The sequence below is a fragment of the Pedobacter sp. TM02 genome (assembly GCF_059705275.1).
In genome coordinates this window covers 2,529,817-2,550,460 of record NZ_AP046530.1, presented here as the reverse complement: position 1 = coordinate 2,550,460, position 20,644 = coordinate 2,529,817, and the positions used below count along the sequence as shown (strand labels likewise).

19 protein-coding genes are annotated in these 20,644 nt (G+C 44.1%); 13 read left to right on the top strand and 6 right to left on the bottom strand.

From position 1 onward, the window contains the following. Nucleotides 1-86 precede the first annotated feature (86 nt). The 6 genes from AC6H1S_RS10800 to AC6H1S_RS10775 all read left to right on the top strand — a co-directional run bounded on the left by AC6H1S_RS10800 (nt 87) and on the right by AC6H1S_RS10775 (nt 6,283). Nucleotides 87-659 carry a toxin-antitoxin system YwqK family antitoxin gene (locus AC6H1S_RS10800; protein ID WP_497563606.1) on the top strand — a complete coding sequence of 191 codons (573 nt, stop codon included), beginning with the start codon at nt 87-89 and terminating at the stop codon, nt 657-659. A 30-nt stretch (nt 660-689) separates the two neighbouring features. Further along, a complete protein-coding gene (locus AC6H1S_RS10795) occupies nt 690-1,301 on the top strand; it encodes a toxin-antitoxin system YwqK family antitoxin (protein WP_497563605.1) in 612 nt (203 codons plus the stop codon). A 3-nt stretch (nt 1,302-1,304) separates the two neighbouring features. Then, nucleotides 1,305-2,462, top strand: coding sequence for a dipeptidase (locus AC6H1S_RS10790; protein ID WP_497563604.1), 1,158 nt, complete (start codon nt 1,305-1,307; stop codon nt 2,460-2,462). Nucleotides 2,463-2,600: 138 nt separating this feature from the next. Continuing rightward, nucleotides 2,601-3,569, top strand: coding sequence for a thioredoxin-disulfide reductase (trxB, locus tag AC6H1S_RS10785; RefSeq protein WP_199138652.1), 969 nt, complete (start codon nt 2,601-2,603; stop codon nt 3,567-3,569). A 131-nt stretch (nt 3,570-3,700) separates the two neighbouring features. Then, nucleotides 3,701-5,605: a beta-N-acetylhexosaminidase gene (locus AC6H1S_RS10780; protein ID WP_497563603.1), complete on the top strand. Its 1,905-nt coding sequence runs from the start codon at nt 3,701-3,703 to the stop codon at nt 5,603-5,605. A 63-nt stretch (nt 5,606-5,668) separates the two neighbouring features. Next, nucleotides 5,669-6,283: a hypothetical protein gene (locus tag AC6H1S_RS10775; RefSeq protein ID WP_497563602.1), complete on the top strand. Its 615-nt coding sequence runs from the start codon at nt 5,669-5,671 to the stop codon at nt 6,281-6,283. Nucleotides 6,284-6,334: 51 nt separating this feature from the next. Here the strand turns inward: AC6H1S_RS10775 and AC6H1S_RS10770 are convergent, their stop codons facing one another. From AC6H1S_RS10770 to AC6H1S_RS10760, 3 genes are read right to left on the bottom strand one after another with little or no spacing between them, the layout of a single operon-like run. Continuing rightward, nucleotides 6,335-6,877 (bottom strand): DUF922 domain-containing protein, encoded by a 543-nt coding sequence (locus tag AC6H1S_RS10770; RefSeq protein ID WP_497563601.1) that lies wholly within the window; start codon nt 6,875-6,877, stop codon nt 6,335-6,337. 52 nt (nt 6,878-6,929) lie between these two features. Next, on the bottom strand, nt 6,930-7,562 hold the full coding sequence (locus tag AC6H1S_RS10765; RefSeq protein ID WP_199138660.1) for a response regulator transcription factor: 633 nt from the start codon (nt 7,560-7,562) through the stop codon (nt 6,930-6,932). Continuing rightward, a complete protein-coding gene (locus AC6H1S_RS10760) occupies nt 7,555-10,494 on the bottom strand; it encodes a ligand-binding sensor domain-containing protein (RefSeq protein WP_497563600.1) in 2,940 nt (979 codons plus the stop codon). Before AC6H1S_RS10760 ends, AC6H1S_RS10765 begins: the two co-directional genes overlap by 8 nt. 172 nt (nt 10,495-10,666) lie before the next feature. Here AC6H1S_RS10760 and AC6H1S_RS10755 point away from each other — a divergent pair, with 172 nt between their 5' ends. Next, nucleotides 10,667-11,521: a helix-turn-helix transcriptional regulator gene (locus AC6H1S_RS10755; protein ID WP_497563599.1), complete on the top strand. Its 855-nt coding sequence runs from the start codon at nt 10,667-10,669 to the stop codon at nt 11,519-11,521. 30 nt (nt 11,522-11,551) lie between these two features. After that, a complete protein-coding gene (locus AC6H1S_RS10750; protein ID WP_497563598.1) occupies nt 11,552-11,995 on the top strand; it encodes a hypothetical protein in 444 nt (147 codons plus the stop codon). A gap of 257 nt (nt 11,996-12,252) precedes the next feature. Here the strand turns inward: AC6H1S_RS10750 and AC6H1S_RS10745 are convergent, their stop codons facing one another. Continuing rightward, the gene (locus tag AC6H1S_RS10745) at nt 12,253-12,855 is read right to left on the bottom strand and encodes a hypothetical protein (protein ID WP_199138667.1); all 603 of its coding nucleotides are present in this window, start codon (nt 12,853-12,855) and stop codon (nt 12,253-12,255) included. Continuing rightward, nucleotides 12,842-13,339: an RNA polymerase sigma factor gene (locus tag AC6H1S_RS10740; RefSeq protein ID WP_199138669.1), complete on the bottom strand. Its 498-nt coding sequence runs from the start codon at nt 13,337-13,339 to the stop codon at nt 12,842-12,844. Before AC6H1S_RS10740 ends, AC6H1S_RS10745 begins: the two co-directional genes overlap by 14 nt. Before the next feature lie 152 nt (nt 13,340-13,491). On the opposite strand from AC6H1S_RS10740, the gene AC6H1S_RS10735 reads away from it, so the two are divergent. The 5 genes from AC6H1S_RS10735 (at nt 13,492) to AC6H1S_RS10715 (ending at nt 17,855) form a co-directional block, all read left to right on the top strand. Then, nucleotides 13,492-14,877, top strand: a complete 1,386-nt coding sequence (locus AC6H1S_RS10735; protein ID WP_497563597.1) for a dicarboxylate/amino acid:cation symporter — start codon at nt 13,492-13,494, stop codon at nt 14,875-14,877. A 23-nt stretch (nt 14,878-14,900) separates the two neighbouring features. Next, a complete protein-coding gene (locus AC6H1S_RS10730) occupies nt 14,901-15,407 on the top strand; it encodes a hypothetical protein (RefSeq protein WP_497563596.1) in 507 nt (168 codons plus the stop codon). Next, nucleotides 15,407-15,919: a hypothetical protein gene (locus tag AC6H1S_RS10725; protein WP_199138675.1), complete on the top strand. Its 513-nt coding sequence runs from the start codon at nt 15,407-15,409 to the stop codon at nt 15,917-15,919. The genes AC6H1S_RS10730 and AC6H1S_RS10725 overlap by 1 nt, the downstream gene beginning before the upstream one ends. 66 nt (nt 15,920-15,985) lie before the next feature. After that, nucleotides 15,986-16,351 carry a BlaI/MecI/CopY family transcriptional regulator gene (locus AC6H1S_RS10720; RefSeq protein ID WP_497563595.1) on the top strand — a complete coding sequence of 122 codons (366 nt, stop codon included), beginning with the start codon at nt 15,986-15,988 and terminating at the stop codon, nt 16,349-16,351. A gap of 4 nt (nt 16,352-16,355) precedes the next feature. Continuing rightward, nucleotides 16,356-17,855 carry a M56 family metallopeptidase gene (locus tag AC6H1S_RS10715; RefSeq protein WP_497563594.1) on the top strand — a complete coding sequence of 500 codons (1,500 nt, stop codon included), beginning with the start codon at nt 16,356-16,358 and terminating at the stop codon, nt 17,853-17,855. A gap of 111 nt (nt 17,856-17,966) precedes the next feature. Here the strand turns inward: AC6H1S_RS10715 and AC6H1S_RS10710 are convergent, their stop codons facing one another. After that, a complete protein-coding gene (locus tag AC6H1S_RS10710; RefSeq protein WP_497563593.1) occupies nt 17,967-20,621 on the bottom strand; it encodes a TonB-dependent receptor in 2,655 nt (884 codons plus the stop codon). Nucleotides 20,622-20,644: the final 23 nt, after the last annotated feature.

Below are 20,644 nucleotides of genomic sequence, written 5' to 3'. Positions count from 1 at the left end.
TAACGGTTGGCAGGAAACATGGTTTTAAGGTCGTACCCCCGCCGATTTTTGAAAAATCACGATCGTTTTGTATATTGCTTTTGCAAATGAAAAATGTTTTAGTCTTGTTTTTACTACTGGCCTGCTTTGGTGTTAGGGCGCAGGTAAGGCCAATCTATTTTATTGCCGATTCGATAACCACCGATAAGAGCAAGGCCACGCATTACGGTGTTTTTGGAAAGATCAGCACCGATACCTTATGGACATTTAAGTTGTACGACCTCCGCAATAACCTGGTACAGGTAGGCACTTTTGCCGATTCGTTGCTGATGATGCCCGTGGGCAAATTCTCTTACTATAGTTCTGTAGATGATTTCAACTACGACCATCATACCCATTTCTATTTCAAGCAAACCGATCGTTTTCTCGCCGAACAAGGCCAGTATGTAGCCGGCAAGAAGAGCGGGAGGTGGATCGAATTCTTCCCCGATGGCAAAATCCTGAGCATTACGGTATACCTGGCTGGAATAAAACACGGCGAATACAAGCTGTTTAATGAACGTGGCAAGTTGCTGGTATCTGGTCAGCATGTACTGGATTTACGGGATGGCGAATGGAAATACTCGGAAGGAAAAAAAGAAACCTATAAATCAGGCGAACTGATAGCCATCAAGCCATAAACTAGGCCAAGAGCCAAAAAATAATCTTCAATGAAAAAATATCTGATCTTTTCTGTTCTATGTATGCTTGGGCTTACGGTGGTGGCCCAAAAACCCATTTATTTTGTAGGTGATGGGGTAACAAGCGATGCCGCAAGAGCTACGTCTTACGGCATTTATGGCAAGCTGAGCACCGAAGACGTTTGGATACTTAAAAGGTACGACCTTGATGATAACCTGATGCAAACAGGCTCTTACAAAGACGAAAACCTGACCATTCCGCATGGGCAGTTTGTTTTTTATATGGACTTGGCCTATTTTAATATGCTGGGCAAAGAAAACTTCAAGTTGAAAAATAAAACCCGTTTTAAATATCAGGAAGGCTCTTTTGTGGATGGCTTAGAGCAGGGCACATGGACTTTATTCTATCCCGATGGGAATATCCTCAATATTCAGCATTATAAAAATGGCCAGCTGGATGGAGAGTTTAAGACATTGGATAGGTATGGCAGGGTTGTGGTTAGTGGCCATTTTGTAGCCGGCAAAAAGGAAGGCGAATGGATTACTGAAAAAGGGACAAAGATAGAAACCTATGAGGAAGATGTACTCAAATCGAGCAAAGCAGTAAAGTCTGAAAAAGAGAAGCAACAAATCAAGAATTAACCGATGAAAAAGCTTATTTGTTGGTTGCTTTTATGGCCTGTATCGCTTTGTTTTGCCCAAACGGCTTCTACCATTCACGAACAAGCCATTGTGGTAGATACCCATGGCGATATTCTGTTTAACCAGATTAAATCGGGCATTGATATCGGCCAATTGCAGGCGTCTGGTAATTTTGACCTGGTACGCGCCAAAAAGGGCGGATTGGATGTACAGGTGTTTTCCATCTGGTGCGATGAAACCGGAGGTTTTGCAGTAGCCAACCGCGAAATAGATTCGCTTTACAGCCTTATTAAACGCTATCCCCAGCAAATTGCTTTGGTTAAAAATGCCAGAGAATTGCTACAGGCAGTTAAAGACAAAAAACTGGCGGCCATGATTGGGGTAGAAGGCGGCCACATGATAGAAAATGACCTAAGCAAACTGGATGCCTTGGCCAAACGAGGCATGATTTACCTGACCCTTACCTGGAACAACAGCACGCCCTGGGCCAGTTCGGCCGCAGATGAAACCAGTGGAAAGGTAAAACCTTCGGTTGCGGGACTTAACGAATGGGGCAAAAAAGTAGTACATCGCCTTAACCAATTAGGCGTATTGGTAGATCTTTCGCATGTAGGCGAAAAGACCTTTTTCGATGCCGTTCAAACCTCCAACAAACCTGTATTGGTGTCGCACAGCTGTGTGTATGCGTTAAATCCTGTAGCCAGGAACCTTAAAGACGAACAGATCAAGGCCGTTGGTAAAAACGGTGGCGTAATTTCGCTCAACTTTTACAGTGGCTTTCTCGATTCTGCTTTCGATGCCAAACAAAAACGCTTTTTGGCCAAATATGGCGACGAACTCAAGACCCTAAGCAGTAAATATGGGCGCAGCAATGCCATTGATACGTTGATTGCCCTACATCGGCAAGATGCCGATGCCACAAGGCCTACCGTTGAATTGCTCATTGATCATATCGACTACATCGTGAAACTGATTGGGGTAGACCACGTGGGCTTGGGTGCCGACTTTGATGGGGCCGAATCGTTTCCGCTGGGCATGGATAGCGTAGCCGATTATCCGAAAGTGACGGCTGCTTTGCGCAGAAGAGGCTATTCAAAAGAAGCCATCGAGAAAATATTGGGTGGTAATTTCATCCGCCTGCTCAAAGCCAACGAACGTTAAATGCCTGTCCATGTACCTATTGCCAATACCTATAGCTTTATCATTAAAATTTATTGATTTTCCATCTTAAATTCACATTTTAGCGCAGGGTTGTCCCATCAAAACTTAAACCGTACTTTTGTATAAATTTTAATCATAATGTCTCAAGAACAAGAAATAGAACACGTAAAATGTCTGATCATCGGCTCTGGTCCTGCGGGCTATACCGCCGCCATTTATGCTGCCCGTGCAGACCTGAACCCAGTGATGTATACCGGCATGGAAATGGGGGGGCAGCTAACCCAAACCACCGATGTAGATAACTTTCCAGGTTATCCCGACGGAATTATGGGGCCAGAAATGATGGAAGACTTCAGAAAACAGGCCGAACGCTTTGGTACGCAGATCCGTTTTGGTTACGTAAGTTCTGTTGATTTTTCGGCCATGCCGCACAAGGTAGTGGTTGATGAAATTAAAACCATTACAGCTGATACGGTGATTATTGCTACTGGTGCCAAGGCCAAATGGCTGGGTTTGCCTAGCGAGCAGCAGTACAACGGCTTTGGCGTTTCGGCCTGTGCCGTATGCGATGGCTTTTTCTTCAAAGGTCAGGATGTAGCCATTGTTGGTGCTGGCGATACAGCTGCCGAAGAAGCTACCTATTTGGCCAAACTTTGTAAAAAAGTGTACATGTTGGTGCGCAGAGACGAATTCAGGGCTTCGAAAGCCATGGTTCACCGCGTGCTGAATACCCCAAACATCGAGGTCATATACAATACCGAAACTACCGAGATTATTGGCAACGGCAAAAACGTAACCGGCGTACATGTATTTAACCACCAAACCAAGGAATCGAGAACCTTGGACATTGAAGGTTTTTTTGTGGCCATAGGACACAAGCCCAATACCGATATTTTTAAAGGCTGGTTAGATATGGACGAAACCGGTTACCTGAAAACCATTCCGGGTACGTCTAAAACCAATATTGAAGGCGTGTTTGCCTGTGGAGATGTGCAGGACCATTATTACCGTCAGGCGGTTACCGCTGCGGGTTCTGGCTGTATGGCAGCCCTTGATGCCGAACGCTATTTGGCAGCCAAGGGCGATGTGGCCAAAGTAACGGCCTAGTACGCCTGAATTTTGATAGATGATAAGAAAGCGTTGCCAATCCGGCAGCGCTTTTTTTGCTTCAAGACCAAGATCAATGCTTTTGGCATTGGCTTAAATTTTATATCTTGTGGACTTAACCACATACAACCATGAAAAAACTAATACCTGTTCTTTTCCTCGCTTTGATGGCCTTTCAAAGCCGAGCGCAAACAGACGCAAACCTGGGAATCATCCCCGCGCCTGTATCTATCCAAAAATCAAATGGCAGCTTTCATTTAAGCAAAACGGTAGTTTTGATAAGCAACGAAGCCGAAAATGCCAAATCGGCCGATTTGTTGAATGCTTTTATCGTAACCAAAGGTGGTTTCGCCTTGCGCGAAGCCAAAACCATAGACAAAGGCCAAAAAGCCATTGTGCTGACTTCGGTAGGGGCCGAAAAATTGCCTGCCGAAGGCTATACCATTAAAATTACGCCCAACGAAATTAAGGTAACCGGTAAAGGTGCAGGCCTTTTTTATGGCGTACAATCGCTGATGCAACTGATGCCAGAAAAGGCACAGGATAAAATTGTTGTTCCTGCCGTAGAAATTAACGATTATCCGCGTTTCAAATACAGGGGACTTCACTTAGATGTAGGCCGTCATTTCTTTCCGGTTGCTTTCGTAAAGAAATACATCGACCTGATGGCTCAATACAAGCTCAACACTTTCCATTGGCATCTAACCGAAGACCAAGGCTGGAGGATAGAGATCAAGAAATATCCGAAACTCATCAGCGTGGGCAGCAGCCGAAACGGAACCATTGTAGGCAACTATCCGGGTACTGGTGGTACCGATAACGAAGTTTACAAAGGTTATTATACCCAAGACGAGGTAAAAGGCATTGTAGCTTATGCCGCCTCGAAATTTATCAACGTGATTCCCGAAATCGAAATGCCTGGCCATGCCTCGGCCGCTATAGCCGCCTATCCAGAATTGAGCTGCTTTCCTGACAGGGACACCTTCGTGAGCGATAAAACGCCTTGGTCGGGCAGCAGAACCGGCAAACAAGTACAGCAAACCTGGGGTGTTTTCGACGATGTTTTTGTGCCTACAGAAAATACCTTTAACTTTTTGCAGGATGTGTTGGATGAGGTGATGGCCTTGTTTCCTTCAAAATACATCCATATTGGCGGCGACGAATGCCCGAAAGAATATTGGAAACAATCGCCGTTTTGCCAGCAGTTTATCAAAGACAACAACCTGAAAGACGAGCATGGCCTGCAGAGCTACTTTATCCAACGCATCGAAAAATACATCAACAGCAAAGGCCGTTCGATTATTGGATGGGATGAAATTTTAGAGGGTGGCCTGGCACCCAATGCTACCGTAATGAGCTGGAGGGGCGAGGCTGGTGGCATTGAAGCCGCCAAGCAAAATCACGATGTAATCATGACCCCGGGTTCGGCCGGAATGTACTTCGACCATAAACAGTCTGATTCGCCTGATGAGCCGTTAACCATTGGCGGCTTTGCACCTTACACCAAAACCTATGCCTACGATCCTGTTCCAAAAGAATTGTCGGCCGAACAGCAAAAACACATCATCGGCGTGCAAGGCAACGTATGGACCGAATACATGGAAACCCCGGCCAAAGTAGAATACATGATTTTGCCTAAGCTTTTCTCTTTGTCTGAAATTGCATGGAGCCAGGTAGCTAGAAAAGACATCAAAAACTTTACCGAAGAAAGGGTACCGGTGCATTTGGCGCGCTTAGACAAAACAGCTACCAATTATTGGGTGCCAACCCCAATAGGACAGGACCAAAAGGTTATTAACGGTGAAAATATTACGGTAGAATTGAAAATCCCAATTCCGGGCGCTAAAATCTTTTATACCTTGGATGGCTACCGTCCGTCTGAAAATGCCACCGAATACACTGCTCCAATCAAGGTAATTGTACCACAAGGGCAAAAGAAAACGTTAAAGACCATAGTGGTTGCGCCAAGCGGAAAAAGAAGCGTAGTTAAAGAAACCACCTTGAACAACGGTTCGCCGGATGTAAAGGCCAAATAAGCATAAAAAGCTTGCAAAAAAAGGATAAAACCTATAATTTGGAGTTTAAAATCATCACAACAAATGAAACTAAACCACGCTATTAAATTTTGCCTTTTTGTACTAACGGGTGCATTGCTGTTCGCGTCGTGTCGCAACGAGCAAAAGCCTGCTCCCGCTGCTAAAGTGGCTGCAAGTGCCAAACAAGTTAACCCTTTTCCATTTTATAAAGACATAGAAATAAAACCCGGCTACCATTTTGAGGTGCTAAGCTGGGGCAAAGGCGTAGACACGGTAGGTGGCTACCTGTTGCTCATGTCTGATTCGATCAAAAACAATTACAGGTCGATAGCCGGAGAGCGGAAAGGAATCATTACCGATGCCTGGAACATGGATTTGGATAATGATGGGAATCCAGAATTATACATCCAGTACGTAGTAAGGAACAATGTAAACGACCTGAACGTATACGAGTTTGCCGGCAACAGCTTTGACAAGATCAGTTTTCCGGGCCTGAGCAGCAACCTCAAAAAAGACTACAAGGGTAACGATAAGTTCTTTGTTAAAAACGGCGATTTGTTCCGTTCGGTGCCCGTGGTAAGTACAGACAGCGGCAAAACCACTACGGTAATCAAAACCCTCAAATACCGTTTAAGCGGCAACAGTTTTTTGGCAACGGAAGTAAAGCCGGAAAATTAAGATCAGAGGTTGTCCAAATCAAATCCCTATCGCTTAGCGATAGGGATTTTTTTATGGATATTTGTTCAGTTCCGCACGTAAAAAATCATCCCACCGGGCTTGGGCTTCCAAATCCGAACCATGCTTGGTTTCATCGTCGTAGCGGTCTTGCATAGCACTGTAATAATCGCTGATGCGGTTTGCGGTTTGTACAATTAGTCTTTTGTAGTTGCTTGCCGTATATTTTTGGCTGGGAATTTGGATTTCACCTGTTTTAAGCAGCAAAAAATTGATGTAAACATGACCCTGTTCATGGTTTAAAAGCTGGCGACTTGTTTTTCTGTTGCTGATGCGGTCTCTTTTCACCCATGAGCGAGAAGCATCTACACCGGCGGCAAACTTAAAATCGATAGATAAGTGGCCGTCTCTTATTTTCGAGGTATAGCTATAATGCCAAGTGGTTACCGTTAAGGCGGCATAAGCCGAGTGGGAGTCGGGCTCGCCCCTAAAATGGGTATCCCAGTCGAGCTGCTCAGGATAAACCTCCCGACCGGCCTTAAAGCTGCTTAGGCAAACCAGCAGCATGGCGAAGGTAAAATTCAATGCGGTTTTCATTCGATGATATAGAACGAAAGCCGTGCCAAGAAAGTATACAAGCTGATAAAAGCTAAATCAAACGGTTGGCTTTGGCAATTTTAATGGCATCGGCTTTAGAGTTCACGTTCAGTTTGATGTAAATATTCTTGACGTGCGTTTTGACCGTTTCTACTTCTATAAAAAGCTCGTTGGCAATCTGGCTTCGGTCTTTGCCCTTCGAAATCAGGTCCAAAATTTGGGCTTCTCTTTTGGTTAACGGCGAATCGAAGTTTTTTTGCAACGACCTGATTACCGTTCGGGCAACGTTGGGGCTCATTGGCCCGCCACCCATAATCACTTCTTTAATGGCGTCGATAATTTTTGCCGAAGGCGTATTTTTTGTAAAATAGCCAGAGGCGCCATTGGCCAATGCATCCAGTATCGTTTTTTCTACCTCAAATACGGTTAGTATAATTACATAAACCTGGGGCAGCATTTTTTTGATCAGCGGCAAGGCATCGATGCCGCTAACGCCGGGCAATTGTATGTCCAGCAAAATCACATCCGGATTGTCTTTCGCCAATTGGTGTTTAGCCGTTTCAAAAGAAGCGTAAGTACTAACCACCTGATACGGCGAAGTATGGTCGATGAGATAGGCATAGCCCTCCCTAATGGTTTCGTCGTCTTCTATTATTGCAATCCTTGCTTCTGCCTTGTTATACATTTTGTTTTCGTTTTAAGGTGGAGAAATTGATCAGCAGGCAAATGGCCGTTCCGTCGGCTTTCGAAATCACGTTAAGGTCGGCACCAATTCTTTCGGCGCGCAGGTACATGTTGTTCATGCCATGCCCGCTTTTGGCCTTGTTAATATCAAACCCTTTGCCGTTGTCTTCCAAGCTAAGCAGCAATAACTTGTTGTTGAGCTTGGCCTTGAAATATACTTCGGTGGCTTTAGAGTGCTTGAGCGCATTGTGGATGGATTCCTTAAAAATAAGCAGCACGTTTCTGTTCAGGTCTAACGTAAGTCCAATGTGGTTGTCGGGAATTTCGATATGGTGCTTAAACTGTGCTGGCGTATCGTTAAACATTTCGATTCCAAAATCCTTGATATGGTCTACCAGCTGATTTAGGGTGTCGTTTTTGGGGTTCAACGACCAAAGAATATCTTTCGTGCCGTTATACAGCTCGTTAACATTGGTGGCTATCTTCTTGATGATGTTCTTTTTTTCGCTGTCGTCATCGCGAAGCATGCTGCTCAGTACTTCAGAAAGCACGGTAATGCGCGTTAGTTTGTTGCCCAGGTCGTCGTGAAAATCTTCGGCCGTCTGTTTCCTGATCTTGTACTGTTCTTCGAGCTTTATTTTTAAATGAAGCTTTCTTCTGCGTTCGTTAATGGTTAAAATGGCATATACGGTAGCCAAAATGAGCAATATGACCAATAGGAATACAAAAAACCTGAAGGTATTGGTTTGGTAGTAGGGCGGCAGGATTTCGAACGAAAAAGAAGCGGTATTAACAGAAGTGAGCCCTTCTTTGGTAATGGCAATCACTTCGAAGGTGTACCTTCCGGCAGGTACGGCGGTAAAGTTGACGGCACTGTTGCTGCTGGCCTGGCTAAATTTGTTGTCGAGGCCAACTAAACGATATTTATAACGCAACGAACTCGGGTTGGTGAGGTAAATGCCCGAAAAATTAATACTGATGTAGTTGTGGCTATAAGGAAACGAGGGTCTTTCTTGAAGTTCGTGGCTCTTGAAAGTAGTTTTAAAAGTGCTTTGTTCGGTTTTTCTTTTATAGCTGGGAAAAACGTTGATAGAATTGATGGTGATGTAAGGTTTTACTTCAACGCTTGGCATGGGGTCTACCTTGTACACAATAACCCCTTTGGTGGTGCCTATCCACATGTTGTTGTGGTCTTGCAAAATGGCATTTTGGTTGCATTCTACCAAAAGCCCGTTGGCATCAGGCGTGTTGATGAGCTTAAAGTTTTTGGGGTCCATGCGGCTAATGCCCCTGCCGGTTCCCAGCCAGATTAATCCGTTGCTGTCTTCAATGATGCTGTAAATGTGATCAGAAGCCAGGCCGTTTTTGGTATTGATGGTCCAGTTTTTCCCTGTTTCCCTGTTCCAGATCAGCAGACCATAGTCGGAAGTGCCAAACAAGATATAGCCTTTGTATTTGAGCATGCAAAGTATGCTGGAGCCCATCAGGTTCTTGTTTTTGATGTGCCTTACATTCTGTTTGTTTACAAAAACATAGGCGCCGTCTTGTGTGCCTACTAAAACTGTATCCCGCCCCAGGTCGAGCAGGCTGTTGCCTGGCAGTTTTGAAATTTTGTTGAGCTTTTTGGTTCCCTCATCAAATGTAAAAACGCCTCGGTTGGTGGTTATCCATATCTCTTTGCTGCCGGTTTCTATAATGGATTGGTAAGAAATGGGCGAGGGGCTTTTTTGATCTACTCTTTTAATGGCTTTGTCGGTAGCCAGCCATAAGCCCCCTTCGGCAGAACCAATCCACACCCTTTTTTTACTATCGCGGTGCAGAAAATTGATATGGTAGGATTCGTCTTTGGCAAAAGGAATTTCGATGTTCCTTATTTTTTGCCCCGAACGGTATTCGTAAAGCCCATCGTAAGCTCCCATCCATATGGCATCAGAGCTGGGACCATAGCTAACGGCCATCACCAGTTTATTATGGATGCCTTGGCTTTCGTCAAATATAACGTAGTTGTTGTTGTTGAATTTAAAGAGCCCTGCGCCATAGGTTCCCAGCCAAATGTTGTTTTCTATATCCTTGAATATTTTGCTTACCGTATTGTCGGTAAAGCCATTTTGGGCTGTAAAATGGATGATTCTTCTTTTTTTGATCAGGTAGGCACCTTTTTCGGCACCAACCCAAACGGCTCCATTATCGTCTTGGGCAATGCACATGGGCTTGCTGTCTATGGCCCAGGGTTCCTTGCTTAACAGGCCGTTTTCGGCCACATAAACCCCCTTAGTGGAGACCAGCCAAAGCCTGTTGCGGTTATGGTTGTCGAGCAGGATGTCCGAGATTTCCAGGTCGGGAGGAAGTCCGTTTTTGAAGTGCAGGCTTTTCCAGGTGTTGTTTTCCAAAAAGTAAATGCCTTTGTTGTAAACGGCTGCCCATAGCCTGCCCATCGGGTCGGCATATATGGAGCTTACATATTCCATGCTGTCTTTGCTGATGTTGATGTATTGCTCCTGATCCTTTTCTATCTTGTACAACGACCGTTTTCTGAGGGTAAAGATTTCACCGTTTTTGGTGCTGGCCAGTTTTCTTGTCCAATAAGAAGAAGCGCTGCGCTTAATAAAGCGTTGGCCGTCGTAGCTTGTTAGTGCACCCGACGATCCGATCCAGATTTTGTTGCTTTTGTCTACGGCCAGTGCTACGTTGTAGTTGCTGGTGAGGCCGTTGGTTCTGCTGTAGTTGGTAAACTGTCGGCCGTTAAAAGAGCCTAGCCCCCCCAGGGTGGCTATCCAAAGCTTGCGTTTTTGGTCTTGTACAATGGCAGTTACCTGCGACTGGATCAGTCCCCTTTCAATATCGTATTGTTCAAAATAATATCGCTGTGCGGTAGATTTATAACTATAAATTAAAAATAATAAAGAAATGAATAATATTTTTTTGTAGCTCAAGGTATTAGAGATAAAAAGCCTAACCTAAAGTAAATATATTTAACTATGTAGAATTAAAAAATACCCCCTGAAGCGGGATTTTGTGTTTGTGCCCGAAAATACCCCCTGAGGGGTGAAAAGGGCGCATTATTGTTCAGGTAAATTTGTTTAACACCAACAAACCTACCGAACCATGAGCACCAAAAGGATCCGGATCTTCAAGAACGAAATTCTGAACGAATTCTCAATTAACTCTTCATACACAGGCATCAGTACCAAATACATGATCAGCTTGGTTAGCAATGGCGCTGTGCAGTATCATTTAGGCAAGAGAGGGCTTACCCTGTTTCCGCAGAGCTTTATTTTTTTGAATGAAGGCACTTCGTATACCAGTCAGATCAATTCGAAAGAAACGACCAACCGGTTTTCGGTGCTGCTAGACCCAGGCTTTGTTTGCGATTACGAATATTCGGTGGCCAACAAAAGCCATACCCTGTTAGATTGTCCGGCCTACAAAGACAGCAAACCTGTTTTTTTGGAGGCAATTTATCCTTTGCAGGGAGAAATTGCTGCGGTTTTGAGGCAATTGAAAAACAATATGGAAAGCGGGCAGACGAATGAACTGGTTATGGCCGAATACCTGAGCCACTGTTTGGAGAGCTATTACAGGTTTTATCGCGCAGAAGTAACCAATAGAGCCGAATCGCTAAACTTTCTGAACAAATCTACCCGAACTGAAATCCTGAAGCGCCTTTCGATTGCCAAAGACTTTATCAACAGCAACTACAATAAGAACATCAGCCTGAACGATATTGCGCTGGCTTCATGCTTGTCTGTAAATCACCTGCTCCGTACGTTTAAGCAAGCCTATCAAATGTCGCCCCACCAGTTTCTTACCCAGGTAAGGTTAAGGCAGGCCCAGTACTATTTAAAGCATACCGATTACCAGGTAAGCGAAATCGTTGACATCATTGGTTTCGAGTGCCAGAGCTCTTTTACCCGCCTGTTCAGGAATTCGTTTCAGGTTACCCCTAAACAATATAGATAATAACAAGAGTACACCACCAAAAACCACGCAATGAAAAAAAGAATGTTTACGTATTTGGCTTTACTATGTATTGCCTTTACAACCGCTAACGCCACTGAAGTTAAACCGGCTAAAAAAGTGAATTTGGCCAAGCCTGCCGCTGTTATCAATGCTTATATTGAAGCACAGGTAAAAGGCGATATTGCTTTGTTTGACCAGGTTCTGGCCAACGAACTTGTCATGAAAGTCAATCGGCCGGACCGCATAAATTTCCATACCAAAGAAAACATCATGACATATTATGGAAAGAATGCCGACGTGCTGCGGGGTTGCCAGCCGAATTATGAAATCCTGTCGAGCCGCAACACTGCTATTCTGGTAAGGATCGACTTCAAGTTCGATACTTTTGTACAGCAAAATTTTGTGGCCTTGGAGAAAGATTCCTTAGGCGAATGGAAAATCACCCAATTGAACAGATTTAACAAGGCGGTTTAGTTGGAATGGGTGATTTTCGCCTATCTAGCTTAACAAAGCCACACTATCTTTGAGCTTAGGAAACCCAATATAAGTTTGGATGAATTTAAAATTTGGGTTAGTTAATAGTAGGAGTCATCCGTTTACGGATGACTTTTTTTATGCGCAATCCCCTGCTTGTTCAACTAATCGGAGGATTGGCCGCTCAGCAATCTTGTTTTATCGGTATTAATTGATAACCCAAACCTTAAGATACCGAACTCTTTATTTAGGCCGGCTTAATGTTGCTCCTTAAATTGCCCGCTAATGCGTTCAAATTTTTCGATGAGCAATGCAATTCTTTCCTTGTCTTTTTTGATAACGGCCTTGCGCACCAGGGTAGAGCAGAAAATCATCCAGCCAAAGCTTAAAACGAGGGCTGCTATTTTTGCCCAGAGTGCCAGATGGGGCAATATTTCGAAAAAGTAGAATGCCATGCCCAGCGATATGGCAACGGCATAGAACCAATAGAGGCGGTTATATAAACGGAAACGCTTGAGCTGGTAAAGCTTAAGCTTAGCCATAAACTCGTTCGGATTGACCGTGAAATCGCTTTTGGCAAGGATGCGGTAATTGTTGTATAAAATGATGGTGTAAACGATAATGGCGCCGATCATCAGGCTAATGCCGATATGGGTTGTCAACGATCGGAAATCGATGGCAAACCACAGGAAGGCCAATGCTATAAATGCAAGCGTCATGCCCACTACGGTGAGTAGCGATTTGGTACGCATGCTGCTTACTTCTTTTTTGGCCTGTTTCAGCATTTCATCGGCAGATATTTTCACATCTACGGTGTTGTGCTTGGCCCAAAGCGCTTCTATGTGATCAAATTCTTGCATGCTGGTTGTATAATTCAGTCAGTTTTTGTTTAATGCGATGGATCTTGACCCTCAAGTTGCCTTCGCTAATGCCCGAAATCTCGGCAATTTCGTTGTAGGGCAGCTCGTCTAATACCATGGTGATGATCAAGCGGTCGTTTTCTTCGAGCTTCGATATCGACTTGTAGAGCAGGGCAATCTGTTCGTTCTTCTCAGAATACTCCTCAATCTTGTTTTCGATAATGTTTTCTGTCAACTCATCCTTAGCCTGTCTTTTTTCGGAACGCAGGTAAGTGAGGCAGGTGTTAACGGCAATACGATAAATCCACGTAGAAATAAGCGATTTGTTCCTGAACTTGTCCAGGTTTTGCCAAACCTTTAAAAAAGTTTCCTGCAACAGGTCGTTGGCCGAATCCTTATCTCCGGTATAACCATAGCATAAGTGAAAAATCTTCTTTGAATTCTTGTCGAAAATATCCTTAAATAGTATATCTTTTTGGTTCACTTAGCGGCTTTTGATGATCAACGATTAGATATCCGGAATTTAGTTTTGTTACGCCCCAAATATGTAAAATAACTAATGCTTTATCAACAATGTTTAGAGAATAATTTAATTATTGTAGTTTTACGGCTTCTATTCAAATGTAAACTTAACAAATGTCGAATAAGAACAAACTTACCCTCTTTATTTTCATTGCGCTGGTATTGGGCGTAGCCGTGGGTTATTATTTAAACGTTAATAATTTTAGCAAGCATAACGAGGCCATCGTGAGTGCCGATGCACAAATCAAGAAAATAGACGGGCAATTGGGCGATATGAAAGACACCACCGTGGTGCAGTACGCCCAGCTCAAAACGCAAAAGGCGGCACAGGTCAAGATCCGTAAGGAAAACGAAACCCTGCGCGAGAAAAAACTGGAGCCTTTTACCTTGTTGAGCGATATCTTTTTGAGGTTGATCAAGATGATTGTGGCGCCCTTGGTGTTTACAACACTGGTAGTAGGGGTGGCTAAAGTAGGCGACATCAAAGCGGTGGGCCGTATTGGAGGCAAAACCATGTTGTGGTTCATCAGCGCTTCGCTCATGTCGTTGTTACTGGGGATGCTTTTGGTTAATATCTTTAAGCCTGGAGAGGCCATGCACCTGCCTTTGCCAAGCAGCCATACCGATACCGGTATCAAAGCCACTGCACTATCGGTCAAAGACTTTATTTCGCATATTTTTCCAAAAAGCTTTGCCGAATCGATGGCTACCAACGAAATCCTGCAAATTGTAGTGTTTTCCCTGTTCTTTGGCGTAGCCACAGCCGCCGTTGGCGAAAAAGGCAAAGTAGTGATCGAATTTTTTGATTCAGTAGCGCATATCGTGCTCAAGGTAACAGGCTATGTAATGAATTTTGCACCATTTGCGGTATTTGGTGCTATGGCTGCCATTGTGGCAAAACAGGGCATCAGCGTGCTGTCTACCTATGCTTTGTTTATCGGCGAGTTTTATTCGAGCATGCTCATTCTTTGGTTGTTGCTCATATTTATAGGCTACCTTATTCTAAAACGCAGGATTTTTAACCTGATGAACAGAATGAAAGAACCTGTAATGCTGGCATTTAGTACAGCCAGTAGCGAGGCGGCCTACCCAAGAACCATGTTGCAACTCGAGCGCTTTGGCTGCAAAGACAAGATTGTAAGTTTTGTATTGCCTTTGGGCTATTCGTTTAACCTCGATGGTTCGATGCTGTACATGACCTTTGCCTCGCTGTTTATTGCGCAGAGCTATGGAATTCACCTGTCTTTCGAACAACAGATTACCATGTTGCTCATCCTGATGCTGACCAGTAAAGGCATTGCAGGCGTGCCCCGTGCTTCGTTGGTGGTTATTGCAGGCACCATCGCCACTTTTAATATTCCTGAGGCTGGTTTGGCATTGCTTATTGGCATCGATCCGCTGTTGGATATGGGCCGGTCGGCAACCAACGTTGTAGGCAATAGCATTGCTACCGCAGTAGTGAGCAAGTGGGAGGGCGATTTAACCGAACCTCTAGATTAGTTTTAAGTTTTTAGCATACGGCAATGACAAGCAGGGCAAAGAAAGTTTTTTTGGCATCTACCATCGTAGTACCTTTTATTATTTATTGCATTATTTATTATGCACCCATTATCAGAAATGCACCTTTTAAGGCCAAGGAATTTGTTTCGCTAGAGTATAAATGGGGCGCGGGCGATCAGCTCGAAAATTCGTACAACTCGGCTACAGGCGAATACAAATACCTGAACGATAAAGATTCGCTGGTTACCAAACATGTAATGCTGAACGAAAGAGACAAAAAGTTCTTAGACAGCAATGCCGATGTACAGGGCTTTTGGAATTTGCCAGATGTGGTGGCCAATAGTGCAGAAGACTTGAAGAACTCGAAAGCGCCACGCTTTTTCATGAAATTCAACTACCAGAAAAAATCCAAGGAGGTAACCTACCTGGCCGATTTTTCGGGCAATCCCAAAATGAAGGATGCCGCCGCGCAGATGCAGAAAATTATCGAGCAAACTATTAACGACCGAGAAGAAAAGGAGCACAACTAATGATTTCTGCTTTCCAAAAGAACTGGTCGCTGATTAGCATGATTGCGGTTATTGCAATTGCCGGCATTGGAGGTTATTACGTCATCAGGCTTAAGCAAGGGCCTTACCGCTCGGCCGATTTCGTGTCTGTTCAGTACAGTTGGGGTCTTGGCGATACCTTGGTCAACAGCTACAACTCGGCTACTGGCCATTATCAATACCTCAGCAACAAAGATTCGCTGGTTACCAATAAATTCAAGCTGCGCAGCAACAACATGATCTACTTGCACAGCAAGGCCAACGAATTGGATCTTTGGACCCTGCCCGATGTCATTGCCAATCGCGGCGCCGATTTGAAAAGCAAGCGGGTACTGCGCTACGAAATGGTTTTTAATTATGTAAACAAGACCAAAAAAATCGTTTTTATGAGCGATTACGACGAAAATCCCCAAATTGCGCAAACCGCATCTGCCCTGCAAAAACTGGTAGAAAGCACCATTGCCGAGGCCGAAGACCGCTATACAAACCATTAGTTTACAAAGCTTTTCAAAAATTTTTCGGATTACGGTTTATTTCGTATGTTTACGATATATTCGTAAATGATGGAAAAATTAACTGCGCAGGAAGAAGAAGCGATGCTTGCCGTATGGCAGGCCGGCCCGGGTTTTATCAAAGATTTCATGGATGCCATGCCAGAGCCCAAACCTCCCTATACCACTTTGGCTTCGACTATTAAAAACCTCGAACGCAAGGGCTTTCTAAAAAGCGAGCGTTATGCCAATGCCAATCGCTATAGCGCCAAGGTAAAAGAAGCCGAATATAAAAAGCGTTTCATGAGCGGTTTTGTAAACAGTTATTTCCAGAGTTCGTACAAAGAGCTGGTTGCTTTTTTTGCCAAAGACAAAAAAATCAGTGCCGAAGAACTTAAAGAGATTATCAATCTGATCGAAAACCCTGAAAAGTAATGCTATGCCACACTTTTTTGTCATCTTGCTTAAAATAAACCTGGTGCTTATCCTTTTTGGAGCCACTTATTACCTGGTTTTGCGCCGATTGACCTTTTATACGCTCAACCGTATGTTTTTGGTTTTCGGCATCTTGTTTTCGACCATTTACCCCTTCATTAACCTCACCGATTTTTTTCATAACCAGAAAGCAATCAGTCAAAAGGTGGCTTTTGTTTCAGAGCTTAACCAAAAGGCGGCCACGCTGGTGCCCAGTCAATTTATCGCACTCAACTGGCAATTGCTTACGGTTTTGTTTTATGCAGGTGTAGTGCTCATGGCCTTGAGGTTGCTGGTTCAGTTTATATCGCTGTACAGGATGCACCGCAGGTCGGCACCGGGCCAGGTAGCCAATTATCCGGTAAGGGTATTGGAAGAGCCGGTGAGTCCGTTTTCATTTTGGCAAACCGTTTACATCAACCCGGCAATGCACAAGGAAAAAGAGCTGGCCACCATTTTGGAACATGAAAAAGTACATGTAAAGCAATGGCATTCGCTGGATATTATGCTGGCCGAGCTGAGTGTAGTTTTTTACTGGTTTAATCCTGGGGTTTGGCTGATGAAAAAAGCGGTTAAGGAAAACCTTGAGTTTATTACCGACGAAAAGATACTGAAGAAGGGCGTAGACAGAAAAACATATCAATACAGTTTGTTGGATGTAGGCAATTTAACACCTGCTGTGGCCATTGTGAACAATTTTAACCTGTCCGACCTGAAAAAGCGCATCAAGATGATGAATGCTAAACGTTCGTCGCGTTTAACCCTGAGCCGTTATATGTTTGCATTGCCTGTACTTTTGCTAACCACATTGGCCTTTACGGTAAGCAAAAAAGATATTGGCAAACACTTGGCACCCCTAACGACGGCCATTGCCCATACCATTAGTGCCCATGACACTGCCGAAGTTGTACCACAGCAGCAACAGCAAGCAGTTAGAAAAAGAAAACTTCAAACTGTTGCAGCCCCATCCGATAGCACAACAGTAGCTGGTATCATGTTGAGGCGAATTGATCTCAATGCCGATTCGCTAATAGCCGGCCATGTAGATTTACCCGGATTGTTGGCTGACGAAAAGACAAGGGAAATGCTTGTTGAGGCATTAAAAGGAAAAGTACAAGGTAAAAATACCCTGTTGATTCGTAGAGATACCTTGAGTGGAGCCGGACTGGTAAGAAGCGGAGTAAAAAGCGTAAAAATAGAATTTAAAGGCAAAATGGGCCAACCTCTTGATAGAAGCGAATTTCCAAATGACAAGGTAATTGTAGTTAAAGGCTATGCCACCAAGAAAACACCTAGCGATAGCACCACGATCAATGTTAGCGACCGATTGAATTATTATGTAAACGGCGTAAAAGTGAGTGCGGCAGAAATGAAAAAATCGCTCGAACCCAAACTGGTTAAGGGAATTATACTGAAAAAGAACGATACTCAAGAAACTAATTTCATGATAGAGACCAAACACTAAAACTGTTCCTGCCTAAAATTACAACGGGGATTGCCTATGTATCGCAACGATTTATTCCCAAAGAAAAAGCCCCAGATTTGGGGCTTTTTTCATAGTTGTTTGTTTGGTTATTTAGAAATTAAAGGTGGCTTTGAGCATGGCTACACGCCCCGGAATGTAATAAGTTCCAGAGGTAAGCGAGTTGACGCTCAGGTTAATGGCTTCAAATTTCTTGACGTTGGCTAAATTGGTTACGCCAAATTCCAAGTCGGTTTTGATCTTTACAAACCTGTATCTCACGTTAAGATCGGCAAAAATGTACTTCAGGTCTGGCTGACTGGCTTGGTGCGTAAAAATATGCTCGCCGGTAAGGTTTACGAAAAGGCTTCTGAATAGGGTTGCCGTAAGGGCCGATTGTTGCCTCAGTTGTTGGTATTTGGTTGTAATGGCATCGGCTTTAGACGATTTGCTGGTATTAACCGAGTAGTTGGCGTTGTAAGACCAAGTCATGAAACTAGTCAGCTTAGACTCGATACCGGCCTTATATATCATGGTTTCTGAAGTAAAAGGCAAGAGCTCATTGTTCAATAGCTGGTCAAGTTTGGTTTGGCTAAAGCTTACGGCACCATTAATCGTACTGCGCCAGCTAAACAGGTACTTGCTGCTGTTGGCACTTACAGAGAAGCTCTTAAGCTGGTTAGACAAAGGCAGTACTATTCTTTGCTGGATACTGTTGGTTAGGGTATAAGAAGAAATGGTGTTGAGCGTGGTATTGCTGTAGTTTGCATTGACCGAAAAAAAGAACATCTGCATGGCCTTGCGGAAATTAAAGCCTGCACCTGCGAAGTGGGTCTTTTTCTCCGAAATTGGGGCGTCGTTGGCAAACAGCGAACGGTAGTTCTTCAAGATGGTGCCGCGATAAACCTCATCAAGTCCGCCAAGGTCGTTTTTAAAGCCATAGTTGGCAGTTATGTAGTTTTCGATGCCGGTTTGGTACTTGATGTTAAAGACCGGGTTGATAAAAAACTTTTCGAGGTTTTTATCCAGCGCATGGCTGGCATCGTTATAGTCGATGTTGTTGTAGCTAAGCGGCAAAGCCAGTCCAACTTTAAGTTTATCGCCCGCATATTCGTAATTGGCCTCTGCATAGGTCCTAAACTTGGTCCAGTTTAAATCGTTGGTCATGTCGGCCGAAACCAGCTCGGTGGTTTGGTCGTTTTGGATTCGGTACAGTTCGGAGCCTAGTTTTTGGTTTTGCCAATTGAAGCCAGCCTTATAGGTTTGTGTAAACTTGCCGTTTACCAAGGCAAACGAGAAGTAATTGTTGGTAAACCAGGTAGGAAAGCTGATGTATTGGTTTAATCCCGCATAAGGCGTGTTGTTGTTCAGGATGTTTTCGTTCAAGCCCGGCCTGATGTTGAGGGTTTCTGGCTGCGAACTTCTATCAATGTACGAATAGAAGTTAACCATGGTCGATTTCAGCTTCCTGCGGTAATTAAACTCGTTGGAAATATCGAACATCCGCTGCGATAAAAACTGATTGGCCCCAATGCCGTTAATAAAGACTTCAGAGTTGGTTTTAAACGGGTTGTAATCGGCAATAAAGGTGTTGTTCAGGTAATGCATTTCGGCATTGCTGTTCAGGTTTAGCTGTGCATGTAGTTTTTGTGGATTGATGCTGTTGTTTTGCAACTCGGTATACCTGATGGTTTGACCCGGCAGATAAGTTTCAGAAAACTTGTTGTACTGCTGGTTCCTTTGGTCGTATAAATAAGATACGTTGGCTTTCAGCTGCAAGTCTTGGTTAAACTTAAACAAATTGTTGAGGTTAATCAGTCCGGCTTTATTAAACAGCGAACGGTTTTGGGGCAGGGTAGGTACGCCCGCGGCGCCCGCCGACAAAAAGTTGCCAGGCTTGTCGTTTTCCTGTCTTTTAAAGAAATCATTAAAAGAAGTAAGGTCAATCCCCGGATCAATACCGATGTTGTTGCCCTTGATGTTGTTCAGGAACTTGATGTTTTTCTTAAACATCATGGCATTGAGGTTGCCGTCAAAACGATCTGGCGTGCCTAGGCCTGCTTTGATGTCGCCCATTATTTTGAGCCTAGCCTCGTCTTTCATCACCAGGTTCAGGGCCACATCGTCGCTCATGTTGTTTTTGCGTAGCATTTTAATCGGCTGGTCTTTTTCAATAATCTGAACTTTGTCTACTGCGCCATGCGGAACGCTTTTGGTGGCCACTCCATATTTGTCGTCCAATAAGTTGTCGCCGTCAAAGTAGAAATTGGAAATGCTCTTGCCGTTATAGCTGATCTTTCCATTTTCGGCCACCTCAATGCCAGGCATTTTTTTTAGTACGTCGCCAATGCTACGGTCTTGCTTGTCGGCAAAATCAGAAGTCTTGTAGTTCAGCGTATCTCCGTTTGAAGTGAGAGCCGGCCTGTTTTTAACCACAACTGGCTTTAGGTTGATCTCGCTATCCTGCAGCACCAGGTCGTAGCTTTGGCTAAGGCCGTTTATGGCTATGGCTTTTTTTTCATAGCCGATAATAGTGGCTTCGATGCTCAGGTCCTTGATTTCGTCGCCGAGGCTTAGGCTGTACTCGCCTTTGGAGTCGGTTCTGGTAAAGCTGATGATGTTGCCATCTTTGTCTTTCAGGTTTACGTTGGCCGACACAATGGGAGCACCTTTGCTATCCTTAACTTTTCCTTTGAGCTGTTTTTGGGCAAAAGCCGATACGGTGGCAAACAACAGGAAAAGCAAGGCAAGGGTGTATTGCTTTTTCATGGAATTCGGTTTTAGCGGTGAAC

Excerpts from the sequence above, each read along its gene's own strand:
- AC6H1S_RS10800 (WP_497563606.1), top strand. The coding sequence starts at position 87 with ATGAAAAATGTTTTAGTCTTGTTTTTACTACTGGCCTGCTTTGGTGTT.
- AC6H1S_RS10795 (WP_497563605.1), top strand. The coding sequence starts at position 690 with ATGAAAAAATATCTGATCTTTTCTGTTCTATGTATGCTTGGGCTTACG.
- AC6H1S_RS10790 (WP_497563604.1), top strand. The coding sequence starts at position 1,305 with ATGAAAAAGCTTATTTGTTGGTTGCTTTTATGGCCTGTATCGCTTTGT.
- trxB (WP_199138652.1), top strand. The coding sequence starts at position 2,601 with ATGTCTCAAGAACAAGAAATAGAACACGTAAAATGTCTGATCATCGGC.
- AC6H1S_RS10780 (WP_497563603.1), top strand. The coding sequence starts at position 3,701 with ATGAAAAAACTAATACCTGTTCTTTTCCTCGCTTTGATGGCCTTTCAA.
- AC6H1S_RS10775 (WP_497563602.1), top strand. The coding sequence starts at position 5,669 with ATGAAACTAAACCACGCTATTAAATTTTGCCTTTTTGTACTAACGGGT.
- AC6H1S_RS10770 (WP_497563601.1), bottom strand. The coding sequence starts at position 6,877 with ATGAAAACCGCATTGAATTTTACCTTCGCCATGCTGCTGGTTTGCCTA.
- AC6H1S_RS10765 (WP_199138660.1), bottom strand. The coding sequence starts at position 7,562 with ATGTATAACAAGGCAGAAGCAAGGATTGCAATAATAGAAGACGACGAA.
- AC6H1S_RS10755 (WP_497563599.1), top strand. The coding sequence starts at position 10,667 with ATGAGCACCAAAAGGATCCGGATCTTCAAGAACGAAATTCTGAACGAA.
- AC6H1S_RS10750 (WP_497563598.1), top strand. The coding sequence starts at position 11,552 with ATGAAAAAAAGAATGTTTACGTATTTGGCTTTACTATGTATTGCCTTT.
- AC6H1S_RS10745 (WP_199138667.1), bottom strand. The coding sequence starts at position 12,855 with ATGCAAGAATTTGATCACATAGAAGCGCTTTGGGCCAAGCACAACACC.
- AC6H1S_RS10735 (WP_497563597.1), top strand. The coding sequence starts at position 13,492 with ATGTCGAATAAGAACAAACTTACCCTCTTTATTTTCATTGCGCTGGTA.
- AC6H1S_RS10730 (WP_497563596.1), top strand. The coding sequence starts at position 14,901 with ATGACAAGCAGGGCAAAGAAAGTTTTTTTGGCATCTACCATCGTAGTA.
- AC6H1S_RS10725 (WP_199138675.1), top strand. The coding sequence starts at position 15,407 with ATGATTTCTGCTTTCCAAAAGAACTGGTCGCTGATTAGCATGATTGCG.
- AC6H1S_RS10720 (WP_497563595.1), top strand. The coding sequence starts at position 15,986 with ATGATGGAAAAATTAACTGCGCAGGAAGAAGAAGCGATGCTTGCCGTA.
- AC6H1S_RS10715 (WP_497563594.1), top strand. The coding sequence starts at position 16,356 with ATGCCACACTTTTTTGTCATCTTGCTTAAAATAAACCTGGTGCTTATC.
- AC6H1S_RS10710 (WP_497563593.1), bottom strand. The coding sequence starts at position 20,621 with ATGAAAAAGCAATACACCCTTGCCTTGCTTTTCCTGTTGTTTGCCACC.